The sequence below is a fragment of the Kitasatospora sp. NPDC096128 genome, assembly GCF_040303105.1.
Lineage (GTDB): Bacteria > Actinomycetota > Actinomycetes > Streptomycetales > Streptomycetaceae > Kitasatospora.
This window is the reverse complement of record NZ_JBEOSP010000007.1, coordinates 73,084-88,854: the sequence shown is the minus strand read 5'-3', so window position 1 is coordinate 88,854 and position 15,771 is coordinate 73,084. Positions and strand designations below refer to the sequence as shown.

Genomic DNA, 15,771 nt, shown 5'->3' with positions numbered 1-15,771 from the left:
GAACGAGCGGTGGGGCCTTTTCGTCTATCTGACGCTATCTATTCTAACCGGTTAGCGTCAGAGTGACGATGGCCATCCTGTCGATGTGACGAGAACCGCTTGTCGAATCGGATGCTTCCTGCCGTGGCCGAATCGATACTTCGAAGCCCTGGGTGCGGCTCGGCCATGAACATGAAGCCGCCCCGGGGAAACCCGCCCCCGGTGGACTGATGGCCGCCCGTCCGTCATCCCGTAGCGATGAACTCGTTCAGGTCATCGGCCAGAATGGGTGGCGAACCGTTTCGGCAGCGGCAGTGACAGCACCGTCCGGGACGCCCCCACCCCCACCGCACGACCCGTGGAGCCCCGCACCGATGACCAGCAGCCGAGCGCACGAGGTGATCGGGGCGGACCTGGACGAGACCGACCGGCAGCTCCTCGCCCGCCTCGGCAGAGACGGTCGCGCCTCCTACGCCGAGATCGGTCTCCAGGTGAACCTCTCCGCCACCGCCGTGCGCCGCCGGATCGACCGGCTCCGGGCGCGCGGCGTGGTGCGGGGCTTCACCGTGGTGCTCGACCCGGCCGTGCTCGGCTGGCAGACCGAGGCCTTCGTCGAGGTCTACTGCCGCGAGCGGACCGCCCCGGAGGAGATCCTCGCCAGCCTGCGCCAGTTCCCCGAGGTGGTCGCCGCCTGGACGGTCACCGGCGACCCGGACGCCCTGGTGCACCTGAGGGCCGCCGACATGCGCCATCTGGAGGCCGTCATCGAGCGCATCCGGCGCGAGCCCGGTGTGCAGCGCAGCCGCTCCTCGGTGGTCCTCTCCCAGCTGATCGGCTGATCGACGGGCCCGCCGGCGGGGTGCGCAGGAAATCTGCGCGGACCGGTCCGAAGACGCTCGAAACCTGCCTGACCAGCCGCGTTCCGACGCGCGGCGAAGCACCTCCGCTGCCTACGCTGATCACGTCCGGTCAGCGCGGTGAGGCGTCCCGCCGACCGGATCCCCCCGACCCCCACAGCCGAGAGGGACAGCCGTGTCCGCAGCACCCGACCGCATGCACCGGCCCGACAACGAACTGGTCGACCTGGTTTTCGACTACATGCGGGAGCGGCTGCAGTACGACCCCGTCCCGCTCGACCACCCCGGTGACGGCGAGCACCTGCGCACCCAGCTGGCCGGCCTGCTCAACCAGGACGGCAACAACCCGGCCGACGTGCTCAAGCTGTACGACCACGAGCTGTCCCGCGCGGTCATCTCCGCCGACAGCCCCCGCTACCTGTCCTTCATCCCGTGCGCCCCGACCAAGGCCGCGCTGCTGTTCGACATGGTCGTCTCCTGCGCCTCGCTGCAGGGCATCTCCTGGCTGGAGGCGGCCGGGGCCATCGCCGCCGAGAACCAGGTGCTGCGCCTGATCGCCGACCGCGCCGGACTGCCCGCCTCGGCCGGCGGCTGCTTCGTCTCCGGCGGCTCGGCGGGCAACCTCTCCGCCCTGGTGGTCGCCCGCGACACCGCCCGTCGCAAGCTCGGCGTCCGTCCGGAGGCCCGGCTGCGGATAGCCGTCGCCGACCAGGTGCACTCCTCGGTCAAGAACACCTTCAACATCATCGGCGTCGAGGCCTTCAAGGTCCCGACCGTGGACCGGCGCTTCACCGGCGAGGCGCTGCGCGCCGCCCTGGCCGCCGACCCCACGGCAACCGATCCTGCCGGCTCACCGGTGATCGCCGTCGTCGGCACCGGCGGCACCACCAACGAGGGCATCGTCGACGACCTGGCCGGCCTGGCCGAGGTCGCCCGCGAGCGCGACCTGTGGTTCCACGTGGACGGCGCCTACGGCGGCGCGGGCCTGTTCGCCCCGTCGGTGCGCGAGCGCTACAACGGCATCGAGCACGCCGACTCCTTCGTGGTCGACCCCCACAAGTGGCTGTTCGCCCCCTTCGACTGCGCCGCGCTGATCTACCGCAACCCGCAGCTCGCCCGCGCCGTGCACACCCAGGACGCCTCCTACCTGGACGTCCTGCACACCGAGGGCGACGAGTGGAACCCCACCGACTACGCCTACCACCTGACCCGCCGGGCCCGCGGCCTGCCGCTCTGGTTCTCGCTGGCCGTCCACGGCGTCCAGGCGTACACCGACGCCATCGAGGCCGGCCTCCAGCTGGCCCGGGACACCGCGCAGCTGATCCGGGACACCGAGCACCTGGAGCTGCTGTTCGACCCGCAGCTCTCGGCGGTCTGCTTCAAGCGCACGGGCTGGACCAACGACGACTACTACCGCTGGTCGCAGCAGCTGCTCGCGGACCAGATCGGCTTCGTGACCCCGACCGGCTGGGACGGCGAGACGGTCGCCCGCTTCGCCTTCCTGCACCCGGGCACCACCATGGAGATGGTCCGGGAGATCCTGGACACCATGGCCTGATCGGGCCCTCGTCCGTCCGTACGGCCCCACCGGCCCGGTGGGGCCGTACGGGTTTCCACCGGTCCGCGTTCCCGCCCGCCCGCGGGCCCCGCCCGGCTACAGGAAGGCCCCGCTCGGCAGGTACGGCGTCGGCGGCCGCATCCCGCGCACCCCGACCAGCCCGGCGGTCTCCGGCGTCAGTCCGACCTCCAGCCCGACGTCCAGCGCCCACTCCTGCTCGGCGGTCAGGTACTCCACCCGGGCCTCGACCCCGTCCGGCACCCGGGCCAGCGCCTCGCGCAGCAGCCGGGCCGCGATCCGCTTGCTGGTGGCCGCCAGCAGCCGCACCGTGCCGCCGTCCCGGTAGCAGTACCCGCTGCCGGCCAGCGCGTCGGCCACCAGCAGCTCCTCGAAGTGCCCGAGCATCAGCTCGTGGTCCGGGCCGTGCGCGGACCCGCGCAGCCGGCGGTCCACCGAGTCCAGCAGGTGCAGGTGGGTGGCGTTGCCGCGGTGCACCGGGATGTCGCCCGGGTCGATCAGGCCCTCCCGGTCCACCCGCCCGGTCAGCCGCATCGCCGGGTGCAGGGTGAACCCGGCCAGCCGGTAGCGGCGGGCCGCCGCGGGGGAGCCGGAGGCGCAGACCATCCCGCGCAGGCAGCCCCGGGCGTGCGCCAGGGCCCGTTCGAACAGCAGCCGCCCCACCCCCTGGTTCCGGGCGGACGGCCGGACGGCGAACAGCGAGGGCATCCACAGGCCCTCGCGGCGCATCGACAGCACCACCCCGACCGCCTGCCCGCCGCTCTCCGCCAGCCAGCAGCCGCCGGGATCGGTGCGCGCCAGGTGTCTGGTCCTGGCCAGCTGCAAGGGCGTCGGTCCCGGCGCTCGCGCGGGGTCGTCGGACGGTCCGGCGAACGCGGTGAGGGACAGTTCCCGGACGACCTCCGCGTCCGCTGCGGTGTCCCTGACCTGGCGAAGGATCATGCCGCCCATCCTGGCGTCCGAGGGGCGGCCGTGGGGTCCGTTCACCCGGATCCGTGAGGCGGGCGGTGCCCGCTCCGCCCCGGTTGTGCGAGCATGGGGAGCGTAGAGGCCAGGGTGACGCGCCCGGCCCACGGAGAACGAGCCGTCGAACAGGCCGCAAAATCCCCTGCCGTCCGGGAAATGAATCCGGGCGGTCGGTGGTTGGCACTGGCGGCAGACCGTCGTCAAGACCGGGAGAAAGCAGATGACCGTCCAGGACGAGACCACCGTCGAGAGTGGCATCCTCCTCACCGATGCCGCCGCGGCCAAGGTCAAGGCCCTGCTGGAGCAGGAAGGCCGCGAGGACCTCGCGCTGCGCGTCGCCGTCCAGCCCGGTGGCTGCTCCGGCCTGCGTTACCAGCTGTTCTTCGACGAGCGCTCGCTCGACGGCGACGTGATCAAGGACTTCGACGGCGTCAAGGTCGTCACCGACCGCATGAGCGCCCCGTACCTGGGTGGCGCCACCGTCGACTTCGTCGACACCATCGAGAAGCAGGGCTTCACGATCGACAACCCGAACGCCACCGGCTCCTGCGCCTGCGGCGACTCGTTCAGCTAAGCCTGACGGCGGGTCTCGAACGCCGAGGCGGCCCCGGGGAGTTCCCCGGGGCCGCCTTTCGCGTTCCCGCTGGTGCCGTGCCGTGCCGGGCCCCGCCACTGGAACGTCAAGCGTCAGCGCGCGGCGCCGTCCGGGGTCACCGGGTCCGGGCCCGCGTGGGCGTCGCCCTCCAGCGGCACCTCCTGGCCGCTCGTCCGGTCCACGACGGTCCGCCCGGCCAACGGCGAGCGCAGGTCGACGGAGACGGCCTGCCGCTTGGCCATCGCGGTGCAGACGTGCCCCGGCTGGACGGTCGGCGGACCGGGCACGATCACCACGCCCACCTGACCCGCCTGTGACTCGTCCGCCTTCACCGCGTACGTGGTGCAGACCCCGCCGAAGAAGTAGACGGTCAGCTTGTTGCTGCCGTCCAGGCGGTAGCCGGTCGGCGGCCGCACATTGGAGTTGGCCGCTCCGGTGCCGGCCGGGTTGGGCTCACCGGGCGCGATCCCGTTGCTCGGGGGAGTGGCCGCTCCCGAGGGCTGCCCGGGCGCGGGCTCGGCCGGGGTCGGGGCCCAGCCGCTCGGCGGGGCCGACGGGCTCGCCGTGGCGGCCCCCGCGGACGGCGAGCCGGAGGCCGTCGCGGAGCCGCTCGGCGGGGCCGAGGTGCCCGCGGAGGCCTTCGCGGTGCTCGCCGCCGAGTCCGCGGAGCCCTTGCCGTCGCCGTTGCAGCCGGCCAGGGTCACCACCGCCGCCAGCGCGGCCACCGCCAGGGCCACCGTCCGCCGACCGCGGCGGGGCATCGTCTCCAGATCCATCTGCGCATCCTCCCGAGGGCTCAGCGGCGCCGCCTCCTCGGCCGCTCCGCGCGGATGTGACGTGCCCCGGTCGGATCCGGTTCCCCGGTCCTCACATGCCGTACTCGGCCATCCCGGCGACCAGGCGCTGCGCCCCGGACGGGACCAGGACGCCGACGGAGGCGGGGGCGGCCGGCTCCGGACCGGCGGTCACCAGGGGCCAGAACCGGCGCAGCTGCCGGGAGGAGCGGACCAGCGCGTCGAGGGTCTCGCCGTCCGTGTCGGCCCGGAGGGCGGTCAGCGGGGTGTGGTCGGGCATCATCGGGCATCGCTCCGATCAAGGGCCGTGGCCGCACTGCCACGGTCGACGACGGGCCCCGCCCGGTCCGGCAGGGCTCGGTAGGGCCGACCCTAGGCCCGGCCCGGCGGGCCCACCAGTGCTACCCGGAGGTAGTACACGTTCGAGGGTGCGGGGTGCCACCATGGCCGGGAGGGACAGCTTGCGGGACTCTTGCTGGCGCGCCGTCCCGGCCCGGTACCGTGGGTGGGTTCATCCGACCCCGCTGGCCCTGTTGCCATCCTGAGGAGACCCCGTGCGTATCGCCGTCGCCGGCTCGATCGCCACCGACCACCTGATGACGTTCCCCGGTCGGTTCGCCGACCAGCTCGTCGCCGAGCAGCTGCACACCGTGTCGCTGTCGTTCCTGGTCGACGCCCTGGACATCCGTCGTGGCGGCGTCGCGCCGAACATCGCGTTCGGCATGGGCGTGCTCGGGCTCCGGCCGATCCTGGTCGGTGCCGCCGGCGCGGACTTCGCCGAGTACCGCAGCTGGCTGGAGCGCAACAACGTGGACTGCAACTCCGTCCACATCTCCGAGACCCGGCACACCGCCCGTTTCATGTGCACCACGGACGAGGACCACAACCAGATCGCCTCGTTCTACACCGGCGCCATGGCCGAGGCCCGCAACATCGAGCTCAAGCCGATCGCCGACCGCGTCGGCGGGCTCGACCTCGTCCTGGTCGGCGCCGACGACCCGCAGGGCATGGTCCGCCACACCCAGGAGTGCCGCACCCGCGGTTACGCCTTCGCCGCCGACCCCTCCCAGCAGCTGGCCCGCCTGGACGGCGAGGACATCCGCGAGCTGGTGGACGGCGCCTCGTACCTCTTCACCAACGAGTACGAGGCCGCGCTGATCGAGACCAAGACCGGCTGGGACGCCGAGGAGCTGCTCACCCGCGTCGGCACCCGGGTCACCACCCTGGGCAGCAAGGGCGTCCGGATCGAGCGCAAGGGCGAGGCCGCGATCGTGGTCGGCTGCCCGGCCGAGGAGGCCAAGGTCGACCCGACCGGGGTCGGCGACGCCTTCCGGGCCGGCTTCCTGTCCGGCCTGTCCTGGGGCCTCGACCTGGAGCGCGCCGCCCAGCTCGGCTGCATGCTCGCCACCCTGGTGATCGAGACCGTCGGCACCCAGGAGTACGAGCTGCGCCCGGCCGCCTTCCTGAAGCGCTTCGAGGGCGCCTACGGAGCCGAGGCGGCCGCGGAGATCCGCGCGCACCTGGTCAAGTAGTCCGCCCGGTCAGGAGCGGCGCAGCACCAGGTAGGCCGCGCCCCGGTCGCCGCCGTAGTCGGCGGCCGGGGCCTCGCCCGCGTACTCCTGACCGCGCATCCCGCACCAGGCCGGGATGTCCAGCCGGGCCGCCTCGTCGTCCGCCAGCACCGCGACGGTGCCGCCCACCGGCACCTCGCCGATCCGCTTCGCCAGCTCGATGACCGGCAGCGGGCACCGCTTGCCCAGGGCATCGATGACCAGCAGCGACTCCGGGGCGCTCACCGGCGCGGGCAGGTCCAAGCCGAGCGGCGCCCGGACCCCGGCGACCACGTCCGGCAGCACGGTGAGGAAGCGCTCCACGTCGGCCTCGGCCGTCCCGTACGGCAGCGAGACCCGGACGTTGCCCTCGGTGAGCACCCCCATCGCGGCCAGCACGTGGCTCGGCGTCAGGGTGGAGGAGGTGCAGGAGGAACCGGAGGAGACCGCGAAGCCGGCCCGGTCCAGCTCGGTGAGCAGCACCTCGCCGTCCACGTACAGGCAGGAGAAGGTGACGAGGTGCGGCAGCCGCCGTACCGGGTCGCCGACCACCTCGACCTCGGGCACCGCCTGCGGGACCCGGCTGCGGATCCGCTCCACCAGCGCGTGCAGCCGGGCGTTCTCCCGCTCGGCCTCGGCCCGTACGGCGCGCAGCGACGCGGCCGCGGCCACGATCGCCGGGACGTTGACGTAGCCGGGCACCCGGCCGCCCTCGCGCTCGTCGGCCGGCAGCGGGGAGGCGTACCGGACGCCCTTGCGCACGGCGAGGATCCCGACCCCGGGCGGCCCGCCCCACTTGTGGGCGCTCGCGGTCAGCAGCGACCAGCCCGCCGGGACGTCCACCCGTCCGACGCTCTGCGCGGCGTCGACCAGCAGCGGCACCCCGGCCTCGGCGCACAGCCCGGCGACCTCGGCGACCGGCTGGACGGTGCCCACCTCGTGGTTGGCGCTCTGCAGCGCGGCCAGCGCGGTGTCGGTCCGGAGCAGGGCGCCGAAGGCCTGCGGGTCCACCCGTCCGGTGCGGTCCACCGGGGCGACCGAGACCTCGCCGCCCTCGGCTTCCCGGCGCTCGGCGACGTGCAGCACGCTGGAGTGCTCCACCGCGGAGTGCACCAGGTGCCCGCCGCGCCGCCGGTTCCCGGCCAGGGCGCCCAGCAGGCCGAGTTGGACGGCCTGCGTCCCGCTCGCGGTGAAGGAGATCTCGTCGGGCCGCGCGCCCAGGACGGCGGCGACCGTCTCGCGGGCGGCGTCCAGCAGCATCCGGGCCTGCCGGCCGGAGCGGTACAGCCGGGCCGGGTCGGCCCAGCCCTCGTCCAGGGCGGCGGTCAGGGCCTGCCGTGCGACGGGGTGCAGAGGGGCCGTCGAGGCCACGTCGAAGTACACGGTCACATTTAACGACACACCCGGCGCCGGGCGACGCGGTCCGAACAGCTCACCGGCCGTCAGTCGATCACCCCGAATGTCCGCTTCGTCCGGTACCGACGGGCCGTCACCCGCGTTGTTCGAGGTCATCCCCCGATCGGGCGTAAGGACCTCGAATGCCTAGGATGACCTGCGGCGCAGCGCCTGCCGGGCCTGATCGGGCGACCGGGCGGCGCGTTACCGGGGGCTGCCCGTCAGGAGCGCATAAGGCTGGAGTAGGGTTTGGCCCGCATAAGCATTCAAACCGTGCCCGTGGACGGGTCGCCGGAGGGGCTCACACTCCCCTCCCGGTGCGACGCGAAGGCGGGCGAGACTTCGGGAAGGCGCTACGTGAGTCCCAACGGCTCCGACCGCTCGCCGCGGCGCACGATGCGGCGGAAGCTGCCTCAGGCGCTGGCACTGGGCCTCGTCATCGCGACCGCCACCGGCTGCTCGGCCAACGACCTCCCCAGGCTTGGCCTCCCGAGTCCGGTCACGAAGGAAGGACCCATGGTCCTCCAGATGTGGCAGGGCTCCTGGATCGCGGCGCTGGTGGTCGGCGTACTGATGTGGGGTCTGATCATCTGGAGCGTGATCTTCCACCGGCGCAAGCGCACCGGCGTGGAGATCCCCCCGCAGACCCGGTACAACGTGCCCATCGAGGCGCTCTACACCGCGGTCCCCATCATCATCGTCTCGGTCCTCTTCTACTTCGTCGCCCGCGACGAGTCGAAGCTGACCTCCGTCTCCGCGAAGCCGCAGCACTACGTCAACGTGGTCGGTTTCCAGTGGAGCTGGGCGTTCAACTACGAGAACACCGAGACCCCCGACCCGGCCAACAAGGACGCCGCGTACGAAGTCGGTACGCCCAAGGACGCTCCGACGCTCTGGCTGCCGGTCAACGAGACGGTGCAGTTCCGGCTCACCTCTCGTGACGTCATCCACGACTTCTGGCCCGTCAACTTCATGATGAAGATGGACGTCGTCCCGGGCGTGGTGAACAAGTTCGAGGTCACCCCGACCGTCAAGGGTGACTACATGGGCAAGTGCGCCGAGCTCTGCGGCGTCGACCACTCGCGCATGCTGTTCAACGTCAAGGTCGTCGACCGCGCCGACTACGACAAGCACTTGGCCGAGCTCCGCGCCAAGGGCCAGAACGGTGCGGTGCCTTCCGGCCTCATCAGCATGGGAAGTGAAGAGAAGTGACCATCCTCAACGAGCCCGCCGCGGCCGGCGGGGGCGCCGAGGCCGTCACGGTCGGGGCGCAGCGGACCCGCAAGCCGGGTTCGACCATCATCAAGTGGCTGACCACCACGGACCACAAGACGATCGGCACCCTGTACCTGGGCACGTCGTTCGCCTTCTTCCTGATCGGCGGCATCCTCGCCCTGGTCATGCGCGCCGAGCTGGCTCGTCCCGGGACCCAGATCCTGTCGAACGAGCAGTTCAACCAGGCGTTCACGATGCACGGCACGATCATGCTGCTGATGTTCGCGACGCCGCTGTTCGCGGGCTTCGCGAACTGGATCATGCCGCTCCAGATCGGCGCCCCGGACGTGGCCTTCCCGCGTCTGAACATGTTCGCGTACTGGCTGTACCTCTTCGGCTCGTCGATCGCGGTCTGCGGCTTCCTGACCCCGAACGGCGCCGCCGACTTCGGCTGGTTCGCCTACTCCCCGCTGTCGGACGCGGTGCACTCGCCCGGCGTCGGCGGCGACATGTGGATCATGGGTCTGGCCTTCTCCGGCTTCGGCACGATCCTCGGCGCGGTCAACTTCATCACCACGATCATCTGCATGCGCGCTCCGGGCATGACGATGTTCCGGATGTCGATCTTCGTCTGGAACGTCCTGCTGACCTCGGTGCTGGTCCTGCTGGCCTTCCCGGTGCTGGCCGCCGCGCTGTTCGCCCTGGAGGCGGACCGCAAGTTCGGGGCCCACGTGTTCGATCCCGCCAACGGCGGGGCGATGCTGTGGCAGCACCTGTTCTGGTTCTTCGGCCACCCCGAGGTGTACATCATCGCGCTGCCGTTCTTCGGCATCGTGTCGGAGATCATCCCGGTCTTCAGCCGCAAGCCGATGTTCGGCTACTCCGGCCTGATCGCGGCCACCATCGCGATCGCCGGTCTGTCCGTGACGGTGTGGGCGCACCACATGTACGTCACCGGACAGGTACTGCTGCCGTTCTTCTCCTTCATGACCTTCCTGATCGCGGTCCCGACCGGTGTGAAGTTCTTCAACTGGGTCGGCACCATGTGGAAGGGCTCGCTGAGCTTCGAGACGCCGATGCTCTGGACGGTGGGCTTCCTGGTCACCTTCCTCTTCGGTGGTCTGACCGGTGTCCTGCTGGCCTCGCCGCCGATCGACTTCCACGTCTCGGACTCGTACTTCGTCGTCGCCCACTTCCACTACGTGGTCTTCGGCACCGTCGTCTTCGCGATGTTCGCCGGCTTCCACTTCTGGTGGCCGAAGATGACCGGCAAGATGCTGGACGAGCGCCTCGGCAAGATCACCTTCTGGACGCTGTTCTTCGGCTTCCACACCACCTTCCTGGTGCAGCACTGGCTCGGCGCGGAGGGCATGCCCCGCCGCTACGCCGACTACCTGGCCTCGGACGGCTTCACCACCCTGAACACCGTCTCGACCATCGGCTCCTTCGTGCTCGGCCTGTCGATCCTGCCGTTCCTCTACAACGTCTGGAAGACCGCCAAGTACGGTGAGAAGGTCACCGCGGACGACCCGTGGGGCTTCGGCCGCTCCCTGGAGTGGGCGACCTCCTGCCCGCCGCCGCGGCACAACTTCCTCACCCTGCCCCGGATCCGCTCCGAATCCCCGGCGTTCGACCTCCACCACCCGGAGATCGCCGCGCTGGACTACCTGGAGAACCACGGCGAGCCGGCCAAGCACCTCGCCGGTGTGACCCCGGCGAAGTACGACGCTCCGAAGCTGGGCAAGGGCAAGCAGGAGGGTGACGCCTGATGAAGGAACAGGGAAAGATCTTCCTTGGCCTGTCGGTCTTCGTGCTGGCGATGGCCATCACGTACGGCCTGTGGACCAGCCACGCGAGCAACGGCCCGGGCCTGGAGGCCGCCGGTACCACCGCGCTGTTCCTGGCCTTCGGCCTCTGCGCCTTCATCGGGTACTACCTCGCCTTCACCGCCCGCCGGGTGGACAGCGGCGCGGGTGACAACCCCGAGGCCGAGGTCGCGGACGACGCCGGCGAGCTGGGCTTCTTCGCCCCGCACAGCTGGCAGCCGCTCTCGCTGGCGCTCGGTGGCGCGCTCGCCTTCCTGGGCGTGATCTTCGGCTGGTGGCTGATGTTCTGGGCCGCCCCGATCATCCTGATCGGCATCTTCGGATGGGTCTTCGAGTTCTACCGGGGCGAGAACCAGAACCAGTAGGTTCCGCCTCCGGCGACAGGGCCGGTCCTCCCGCAAGGGAGGGCCGGCCCTGCTGCGTCCCGGGTGACCGCCTCACCCACCCGGGTCAACGGAGGCTCGCTCGAATGTCGCTCGATCCAGGCCGTTCCTACGATCTGATCAATCGTGCGAATTGTGCGAACCCCTCGGAGGCGGTCATGGCCGACAGGCGCGGAATCGCAGGCATCGGCAGCATCACGCTGGCGCTGGCAGTACTGGCCCCGCTGGCCGCCTGCTCGTCCGGCGACGACGAGTCCGCCGGCCCGCACCGGATCGACGCGGGCCCGTTGGTCCACCTCTCGGCCGAGGGGAAGGTCGACCCCTCCAAGCCGGTCACCGTCACCGCGGTGGCGGGCAGCCGGCTCACCGACGTCACGGTGGTCGACCCGGACGGCCGGGTGGTGGCCGGCCGGCTCGCCGACGACCAGCACAGCTGGCAGACCACCGGCCGGCTCAAGGCGAACACCGCGTACGCCGTCCGGATCTCCGCCGACGACGGCCGCAACGGGCGCGGTGACACCACCCAGAACTTCAGCACCCTGGCCGCCCAGCGCCTGCTCACCGCCAAGCTCGGCCCGGACTCCTCCGGCAGCGGCGTCTACGGGGTGGGCCAGCCGCTCACCGTGCAGCTCTCCGAGGCGGTGAAGGACCCCCAGGCCCGCCAGGAGGTCGAGCGCGTGCTGACGGTGACCTCCCAGCCCGCCGTCACCGGCTCCTGGTACTGGGTGGACGACAAGAACCTGCACTTCCGCCCGGAGGACTACTGGCCGACCGGTACGACGGTCGCGCTGGCCTTCGACGGCACCGGCAGCCGGATCTCGGACGGCCTCTACGGCGGCGACCGCAGCGCGCTGAAGCTGCGGATCGGCGCCCGGGTCGAGTCGGTGATCGACGCGGGCGCCCACGAGCTCACCCTCAAGCGTGACGGCGAGGTGGTCCGGAGCATCCCGGTCACCACCGGCAAGCCCGGCTTCGACACCCGCAACGGCATCAAGGTGGTGCTCGGCCAGGAGCGGTCGGTCCGGATGAACGGCGAGACCATCGGCATATCGGCCGGCAGTTCCGAGTCGTACGACCTCGACGTGCAGTGGGCCACCCGGGTGACCTGGAGCGGCGAGTACGTCCACGCGGCGCCCTGGTCGGTCGGCTCGCAGGGCTACGAGAACGTCAGCCACGGCTGCACCGGGATGAGCACCGACAACGCGAAGTGGTTCTACGACAACACCCGGGTGGGGGACCTGGTGACGGTGGTGAACAGCCGCGGCGCCACCATGGAGCCCTTCGGCAACGGCTTCGGGGACTGGAACGTCTCCTGGACGGACTGGGTCAAGCACAGCGCCCTCGGACAGCCCCTCAGCACCACCGTCCCGGCCGGCCAGGCCCCTGCCGCCGGGATGATGCGGCCGGAGGTCTAGGCCCCCGGGTAGGCCAGGCCCAGGGCGGTGACCACGGCGGCCAGGGCGTCCGGGTGGGACAGGCCCAGGCGGCTCGCCCGCTCGGCGTACTCGGCGGCGGCCTCGGCGGCCAGCCGGTGGGCGGTGTCCCCGGCGGCGGCGATCAGGGTGCCGCGGCGGCCGTGGGTCTCCACCACGCCGTCCGCCTCCAACTCCTTGTAGGCCCGGGCGACCGTCCCGGCGGCCAGCCCCAGCTCCTCGGCGAGGGCCCGGACGGTGGGCAGCCGCAGCCCGGTCGGCAGCTCGCCGGAGCGGGCCCCCTCGGCGATCTGGGCGCGGATCTGCTCGTACGGGGGAGTGGCGGCGGCGGGGTCGACGGACAGCTGCACGGGTGGCTCCTGGAGGCGGCGGGTGCGGGGCTGGCGGATGGGCACTGGCAGATGGGCACTGGCGGACGGGCAAAGGCCGAGGGCCGCTGACCAGATGAACTCTGGTCAGCGGCCCTCGGGGTGACGCGGGGTGCCTACGGGATCAGTGGTGGCCGTGGCCGCTGGTGATCTCGTGGTGCTCCTCGGCGGTGGGCTTGGGGATCTGGCTGCCCTCGCCGTAGAAGCCGCGGGAGAGCTTGGCCCGGGTGCGGGTGAGGGCGCCGGCCTTGCGGGCCACGCCGTTCTCGTCCGTCTGGGCCGGCAGCTCGACCGGCTGGTTCTGCTCGTGCGCCGTGAGCGTGTGCAGGTCCTTCGCCGGCAGCTGGGCGTGCACCTCGATGAACTCACCGTGCGGCAGGCGCTTGATGACACCGGTCTCGCGGCCGTGCAGCACCTTCTCCTTGTCGCGGCGCTGGAGGCCGAGGCACCAGCGCTTGGTGACGATGAAGGTGATGACCGGCACCACGAAGAAGCCGGCGCGCACGAAGTAGGTGATCGAGTTGATCGACAGGTGCAGGTGGGTGGCGAACAGGTCGTTGCCACCACCGACCAGCAGCACCAGGTACAGGCTGATCCAGGCGGCACCCAGGGCGGTGCGGACCGGGGCGTTGCGCGGGCGGTCCAGGATGTGGTGCTCGCGCTTGTCGCCGGTGATCCAGCCCTCGATGAACGGGTAGACCGCGATCGCGACCAGGACCAGCGGGAAGATCATCAGCGGGACGAAGACACCCAGGTTCAGGGTGTGGCCCCACAGGCTGATCTCCCAGCCCGGCATGACGCGGATCAGGCCCTCGGAGAAGCCCATGTACCAGTCGGGCTGGGCGTCGGTCGACACCTGGTCCGGACGGTACGGGCCGTAGGCCCAGATCGGGTTGATCGTGGCGATCGCGGAGATGGCGGCGATGATGCCGAAGACCAGGAAGAAGAAGCCACCGGCCTTGGCCATGTAGACCGGCATCAGCGGCATGCCGACGACGTTCTTCTCGGTCTTGCCCGGACCCGCCCACTGGGTGTGCTTGTGGTAGAAGACCAGGATCAGGTGCGCGACCAGCAGACCGAGCATGATGCCCGGGATCAGCAGGACGTGGATGGTGAAGAAGCGCGGCACGATGTCGTGGCCGGGGAACTCGCCCCCGAACAGGAACATCTGGACGTAGGTGCCGACCAGCGGGACCGCGAGGATCGCGCCTTCCATGAAGCGGATACCGGTGCCCGACAGCAGGTCGTCCGGCAGCGAGTAGCCGAAGAAGCCGTCGAACATGCCGAGGACCAGCAGCAGGAAGCCGAAGACCCAGTTGATCTCGCGCGGCTTGCGGAACGCGCCCGTGAAGAACACGCGCATCATGTGCACGAGCATCGCGGCCACGAAGACCAGGGCGGCCCAGTGGTGGATCTGGCGGATCAGCAGACCGCCGCGGATCTCGAAGCTGATGTCCACCGTCGAGGCGTACGCCTCGGACATCCCGATGCCCTTGAGCGGCACGTACGAGCCGTTGTAGACGACCTCGGCCATCGACGGCTTGAAGAACAGCGTCAGGTAGACACCGGTCAGGATGATGATGACGAAGGTGTAGAGGCAGATCTCGCCCAGCATGAAGGACCAGTGGTCCGGGAAGATCTTGCGCAGGTTGGCCTTGGCGAGGGAGTAGATCCCCAGCCGGCCGTCCGTCCAGTCAGCCGCGGACTCCCACTTGTTGGCGGGGTTTGCTCGCGTGCTGGAGGGCTTGGCGGCACCGGTCTTGGTGCTGCTCGCGCTACTCATCGAGCACGCTCCCAGTAGCTCGGGCCGACGGGCTTCTCGAAGTCGCCGGTGGCGACCAGGTTGCCCTTGTCGTCAGTGGTGATCTTCAGCTGCGGCAGCGGGTGGCCGGCCGGGCCGAAGATGACGCGCGCGCCGTCGGCCAGGTCGAAGGTCGACTGGTGGCAGGGGCAGAGCGCGTGGTGGGTCTGCTGCTCGTACAGGCTGATCGGGCAGCCGACGTGGGTGCAGATCTTGGAGTAGGCGAGGATGCCCTCGAAGCCCAGCTCCTTGGACTTGTCGTCCTTGATGTCCTCCGGCGCGATGCGCACCAGCATCAGGGCGTCCTTGGCGATGCGCTGCTGGAAGTCCTCGTCGTGGGTGGTGAGACCCTCCGGCATCGCGAAGGTCAGCGAGCCGATGACGAGGTCCTCGGGCTTCATCGGCTGCATGGTGCTCATGTTGACGAGCTGCAGCGGCTTGGCCGGGGTGGCCTCCCTCCAGCCCGTCTCCTTCAGCTTCTTCTCCGGCAGCGGGCCCAGGTCGCGGAGCAGGACCACGCCGGAGAGCGGGACCAGCGCCATCGACCCGATGAGGGTGTTGCGGATCATCTTGCGCCGACCGAAGCCGGACTCGGCGGCACCGGTCTTGAACTGGTCGATGACGTCGTTGCGGACCTCGTCGGAGGCCTCGATCGGGTGACGCTCGGCCGGCAGTTCGACGTCCGACATCAGGGTGCGGGCCCAGTGGACCGCGCCCGCGCCGATCATGAACAGCGCGACGCCCAGGGTCAGGCCGAGCGCGAAGTTCAGCGCGCTGACGTGACCCAGCGGGAAGATGTAGACGATCTTGTCCGGGTCGATCGCCACGTACGAGGCGATGAAGCCGATCGTCGCGAGCATCGAGACCACGAACATCAGCGAGACCTGGCGCTCGGCGCGCTTGGCGGCCCGCTCGTCGATGTCGGTGCGCCGGGGCTCGTGGGCCGGCAGGCCCGGGTCGGCGAACGGGTTGCCGTGGTCGGCCACCTCGCCGGCGGAGCCGTGCGGCTCCGGGAGCTTCTCTTCTGACATGT

15 protein-coding genes are annotated in these 15,771 nt (G+C 70.9%); 8 read left to right on the top strand and 7 right to left on the bottom strand.

Annotated elements, in window-relative coordinates:
* Positions 1–353: 353 nt before the first annotated feature.
* Together ABTY61_RS10550 and ABTY61_RS10545 are read left to right on the top strand one after the other, a co-directional pair.
* Complete coding sequence (locus ABTY61_RS10550) at positions 354–818, top strand: Lrp/AsnC family transcriptional regulator (RefSeq protein WP_350504570.1); 465 nt, start codon at positions 354–356, stop codon at positions 816–818.
* Positions 819–1,011: 193 nt separating this feature from the next.
* Entirely contained in the window at positions 1,012–2,394 is a 1,383-nt protein-coding gene (locus ABTY61_RS10545; RefSeq protein WP_350504569.1) for a pyridoxal phosphate-dependent decarboxylase family protein, read from the top strand.
* A gap of 96 nt (positions 2,395–2,490) precedes the next feature.
* Here the strand turns inward: ABTY61_RS10545 and ABTY61_RS10540 are convergent, their stop codons facing one another.
* Positions 2,491–3,354, bottom strand: coding sequence for a GNAT family N-acetyltransferase (locus ABTY61_RS10540; RefSeq protein WP_350504568.1), 864 nt, complete (start codon positions 3,352–3,354; stop codon positions 2,491–2,493).
* Positions 3,355–3,598: 244 nt separating this feature from the next.
* Here ABTY61_RS10540 and erpA point away from each other — a divergent pair, with 244 nt between their 5' ends.
* Positions 3,599–3,952, top strand: coding sequence for an iron-sulfur cluster insertion protein ErpA (gene erpA, locus ABTY61_RS10535; RefSeq protein WP_049651846.1), 354 nt, complete (start codon positions 3,599–3,601; stop codon positions 3,950–3,952).
* A gap of 113 nt (positions 3,953–4,065) precedes the next feature.
* Here the strand turns inward: erpA and ABTY61_RS10530 are convergent, their stop codons facing one another.
* Both ABTY61_RS10530 and ABTY61_RS10525 read right to left on the bottom strand, forming a co-directional pair.
* Positions 4,066–4,749, bottom strand: coding sequence for a hypothetical protein (locus tag ABTY61_RS10530; protein ID WP_350504567.1), 684 nt, complete (start codon positions 4,747–4,749; stop codon positions 4,066–4,068).
* A 91-nt stretch (positions 4,750–4,840) separates the two neighbouring features.
* Positions 4,841–5,050, bottom strand: a complete 210-nt coding sequence (locus tag ABTY61_RS10525) for a hypothetical protein (protein WP_350504566.1) — start codon at positions 5,048–5,050, stop codon at positions 4,841–4,843.
* A gap of 271 nt (positions 5,051–5,321) precedes the next feature.
* Here ABTY61_RS10525 and ABTY61_RS10520 point away from each other — a divergent pair, with 271 nt between their 5' ends.
* Complete coding sequence (locus tag ABTY61_RS10520; RefSeq protein ID WP_350504565.1) at positions 5,322–6,299, top strand: carbohydrate kinase family protein; 978 nt, start codon at positions 5,322–5,324, stop codon at positions 6,297–6,299.
* 9 nt (positions 6,300–6,308) lie between these two features.
* On the opposite strand, the gene ABTY61_RS10515 is transcribed toward ABTY61_RS10520, so the two are convergent.
* Positions 6,309–7,700, bottom strand: coding sequence for a cysteine desulfurase/sulfurtransferase TusA family protein (locus tag ABTY61_RS10515; RefSeq protein ID WP_350504564.1), 1,392 nt, complete (start codon positions 7,698–7,700; stop codon positions 6,309–6,311).
* A gap of 369 nt (positions 7,701–8,069) precedes the next feature.
* Here ABTY61_RS10515 and ctaC point away from each other — a divergent pair, with 369 nt between their 5' ends.
* From ctaC to ABTY61_RS10495, 4 genes are all read left to right on the top strand, one after another.
* A complete protein-coding gene (gene ctaC / locus ABTY61_RS10510) occupies positions 8,070–8,924 on the top strand; it encodes an aa3-type cytochrome oxidase subunit II (protein WP_350504563.1) in 855 nt (284 codons plus the stop codon).
* A complete protein-coding gene (gene ctaD, locus ABTY61_RS10505; protein WP_350504562.1) occupies positions 8,921–10,696 on the top strand; it encodes an aa3-type cytochrome oxidase subunit I in 1,776 nt (591 codons plus the stop codon). Before ctaC ends, ctaD begins: the two co-directional genes overlap by 4 nt.
* Positions 10,696–11,118, top strand: a complete 423-nt coding sequence (locus ABTY61_RS10500; protein WP_350504561.1) for a cytochrome c oxidase subunit 4 — start codon at positions 10,696–10,698, stop codon at positions 11,116–11,118. Before ctaD ends, ABTY61_RS10500 begins: the two co-directional genes overlap by 1 nt.
* 176 nt (positions 11,119–11,294) lie before the next feature.
* Positions 11,295–12,551, top strand: a complete 1,257-nt coding sequence (locus ABTY61_RS10495) for a L,D-transpeptidase (RefSeq protein ID WP_350504560.1) — start codon at positions 11,295–11,297, stop codon at positions 12,549–12,551.
* Here the strand turns inward: ABTY61_RS10495 and ABTY61_RS10490 are convergent.
* The 3 genes from ABTY61_RS10490 to qcrA all read right to left on the bottom strand — a co-directional run bounded on the left by ABTY61_RS10490 (position 12,548) and on the right by qcrA (position 15,769).
* Complete coding sequence (locus ABTY61_RS10490; protein ID WP_350504559.1) at positions 12,548–12,919, bottom strand: GntR family transcriptional regulator; 372 nt, start codon at positions 12,917–12,919, stop codon at positions 12,548–12,550. The genes ABTY61_RS10495 and ABTY61_RS10490 overlap by 4 nt on opposite strands.
* Positions 12,920–13,061: 142 nt before the next feature.
* Positions 13,062–14,720, bottom strand: a complete 1,659-nt coding sequence (qcrB, locus tag ABTY61_RS10485) for a cytochrome bc1 complex cytochrome b subunit (RefSeq protein ID WP_350504558.1) — start codon at positions 14,718–14,720, stop codon at positions 13,062–13,064.
* The gene (gene qcrA / locus ABTY61_RS10480; protein ID WP_350504557.1) at positions 14,717–15,769 is read right to left on the bottom strand and encodes a cytochrome bc1 complex Rieske iron-sulfur subunit; all 1,053 of its coding nucleotides are present in this window, start codon (positions 15,767–15,769) and stop codon (positions 14,717–14,719) included. The genes qcrB and qcrA overlap by 4 nt, the downstream gene beginning before the upstream one ends.
* Positions 15,770–15,771 lie beyond the last annotated feature (2 nt).

What these genes read in the sequence shown, in the direction of transcription:
- ABTY61_RS10550 (WP_350504570.1), top strand. Translation starts at nt 354, where the DNA reads ATGACCAGCAGCCGAGCGCACGAGGTGATCGGGGCGGACCTGGACGAG.
- ABTY61_RS10495 (WP_350504560.1), top strand. Translation starts at nt 11,295, where the DNA reads ATGGCCGACAGGCGCGGAATCGCAGGCATCGGCAGCATCACGCTGGCG.
- ABTY61_RS10500 (WP_350504561.1), top strand. Translation starts at nt 10,696, where the DNA reads ATGAAGGAACAGGGAAAGATCTTCCTTGGCCTGTCGGTCTTCGTGCTG.
- ABTY61_RS10530 (WP_350504567.1), bottom strand. Translation starts at nt 4,749, where the DNA reads ATGGATCTGGAGACGATGCCCCGCCGCGGTCGGCGGACGGTGGCCCTG.
- qcrB (WP_350504558.1), bottom strand. Translation starts at nt 14,720, where the DNA reads ATGAGTAGCGCGAGCAGCACCAAGACCGGTGCCGCCAAGCCCTCCAGC.
- ABTY61_RS10525 (WP_350504566.1), bottom strand. Translation starts at nt 5,050, where the DNA reads ATGATGCCCGACCACACCCCGCTGACCGCCCTCCGGGCCGACACGGAC.
- ABTY61_RS10540 (WP_350504568.1), bottom strand. Translation starts at nt 3,354, where the DNA reads ATGATCCTTCGCCAGGTCAGGGACACCGCAGCGGACGCGGAGGTCGTC.
- qcrA (WP_350504557.1), bottom strand. Translation starts at nt 15,769, where the DNA reads ATGTCAGAAGAGAAGCTCCCGGAGCCGCACGGCTCCGCCGGCGAGGTG.
- erpA (WP_049651846.1), top strand. Translation starts at nt 3,599, where the DNA reads ATGACCGTCCAGGACGAGACCACCGTCGAGAGTGGCATCCTCCTCACC.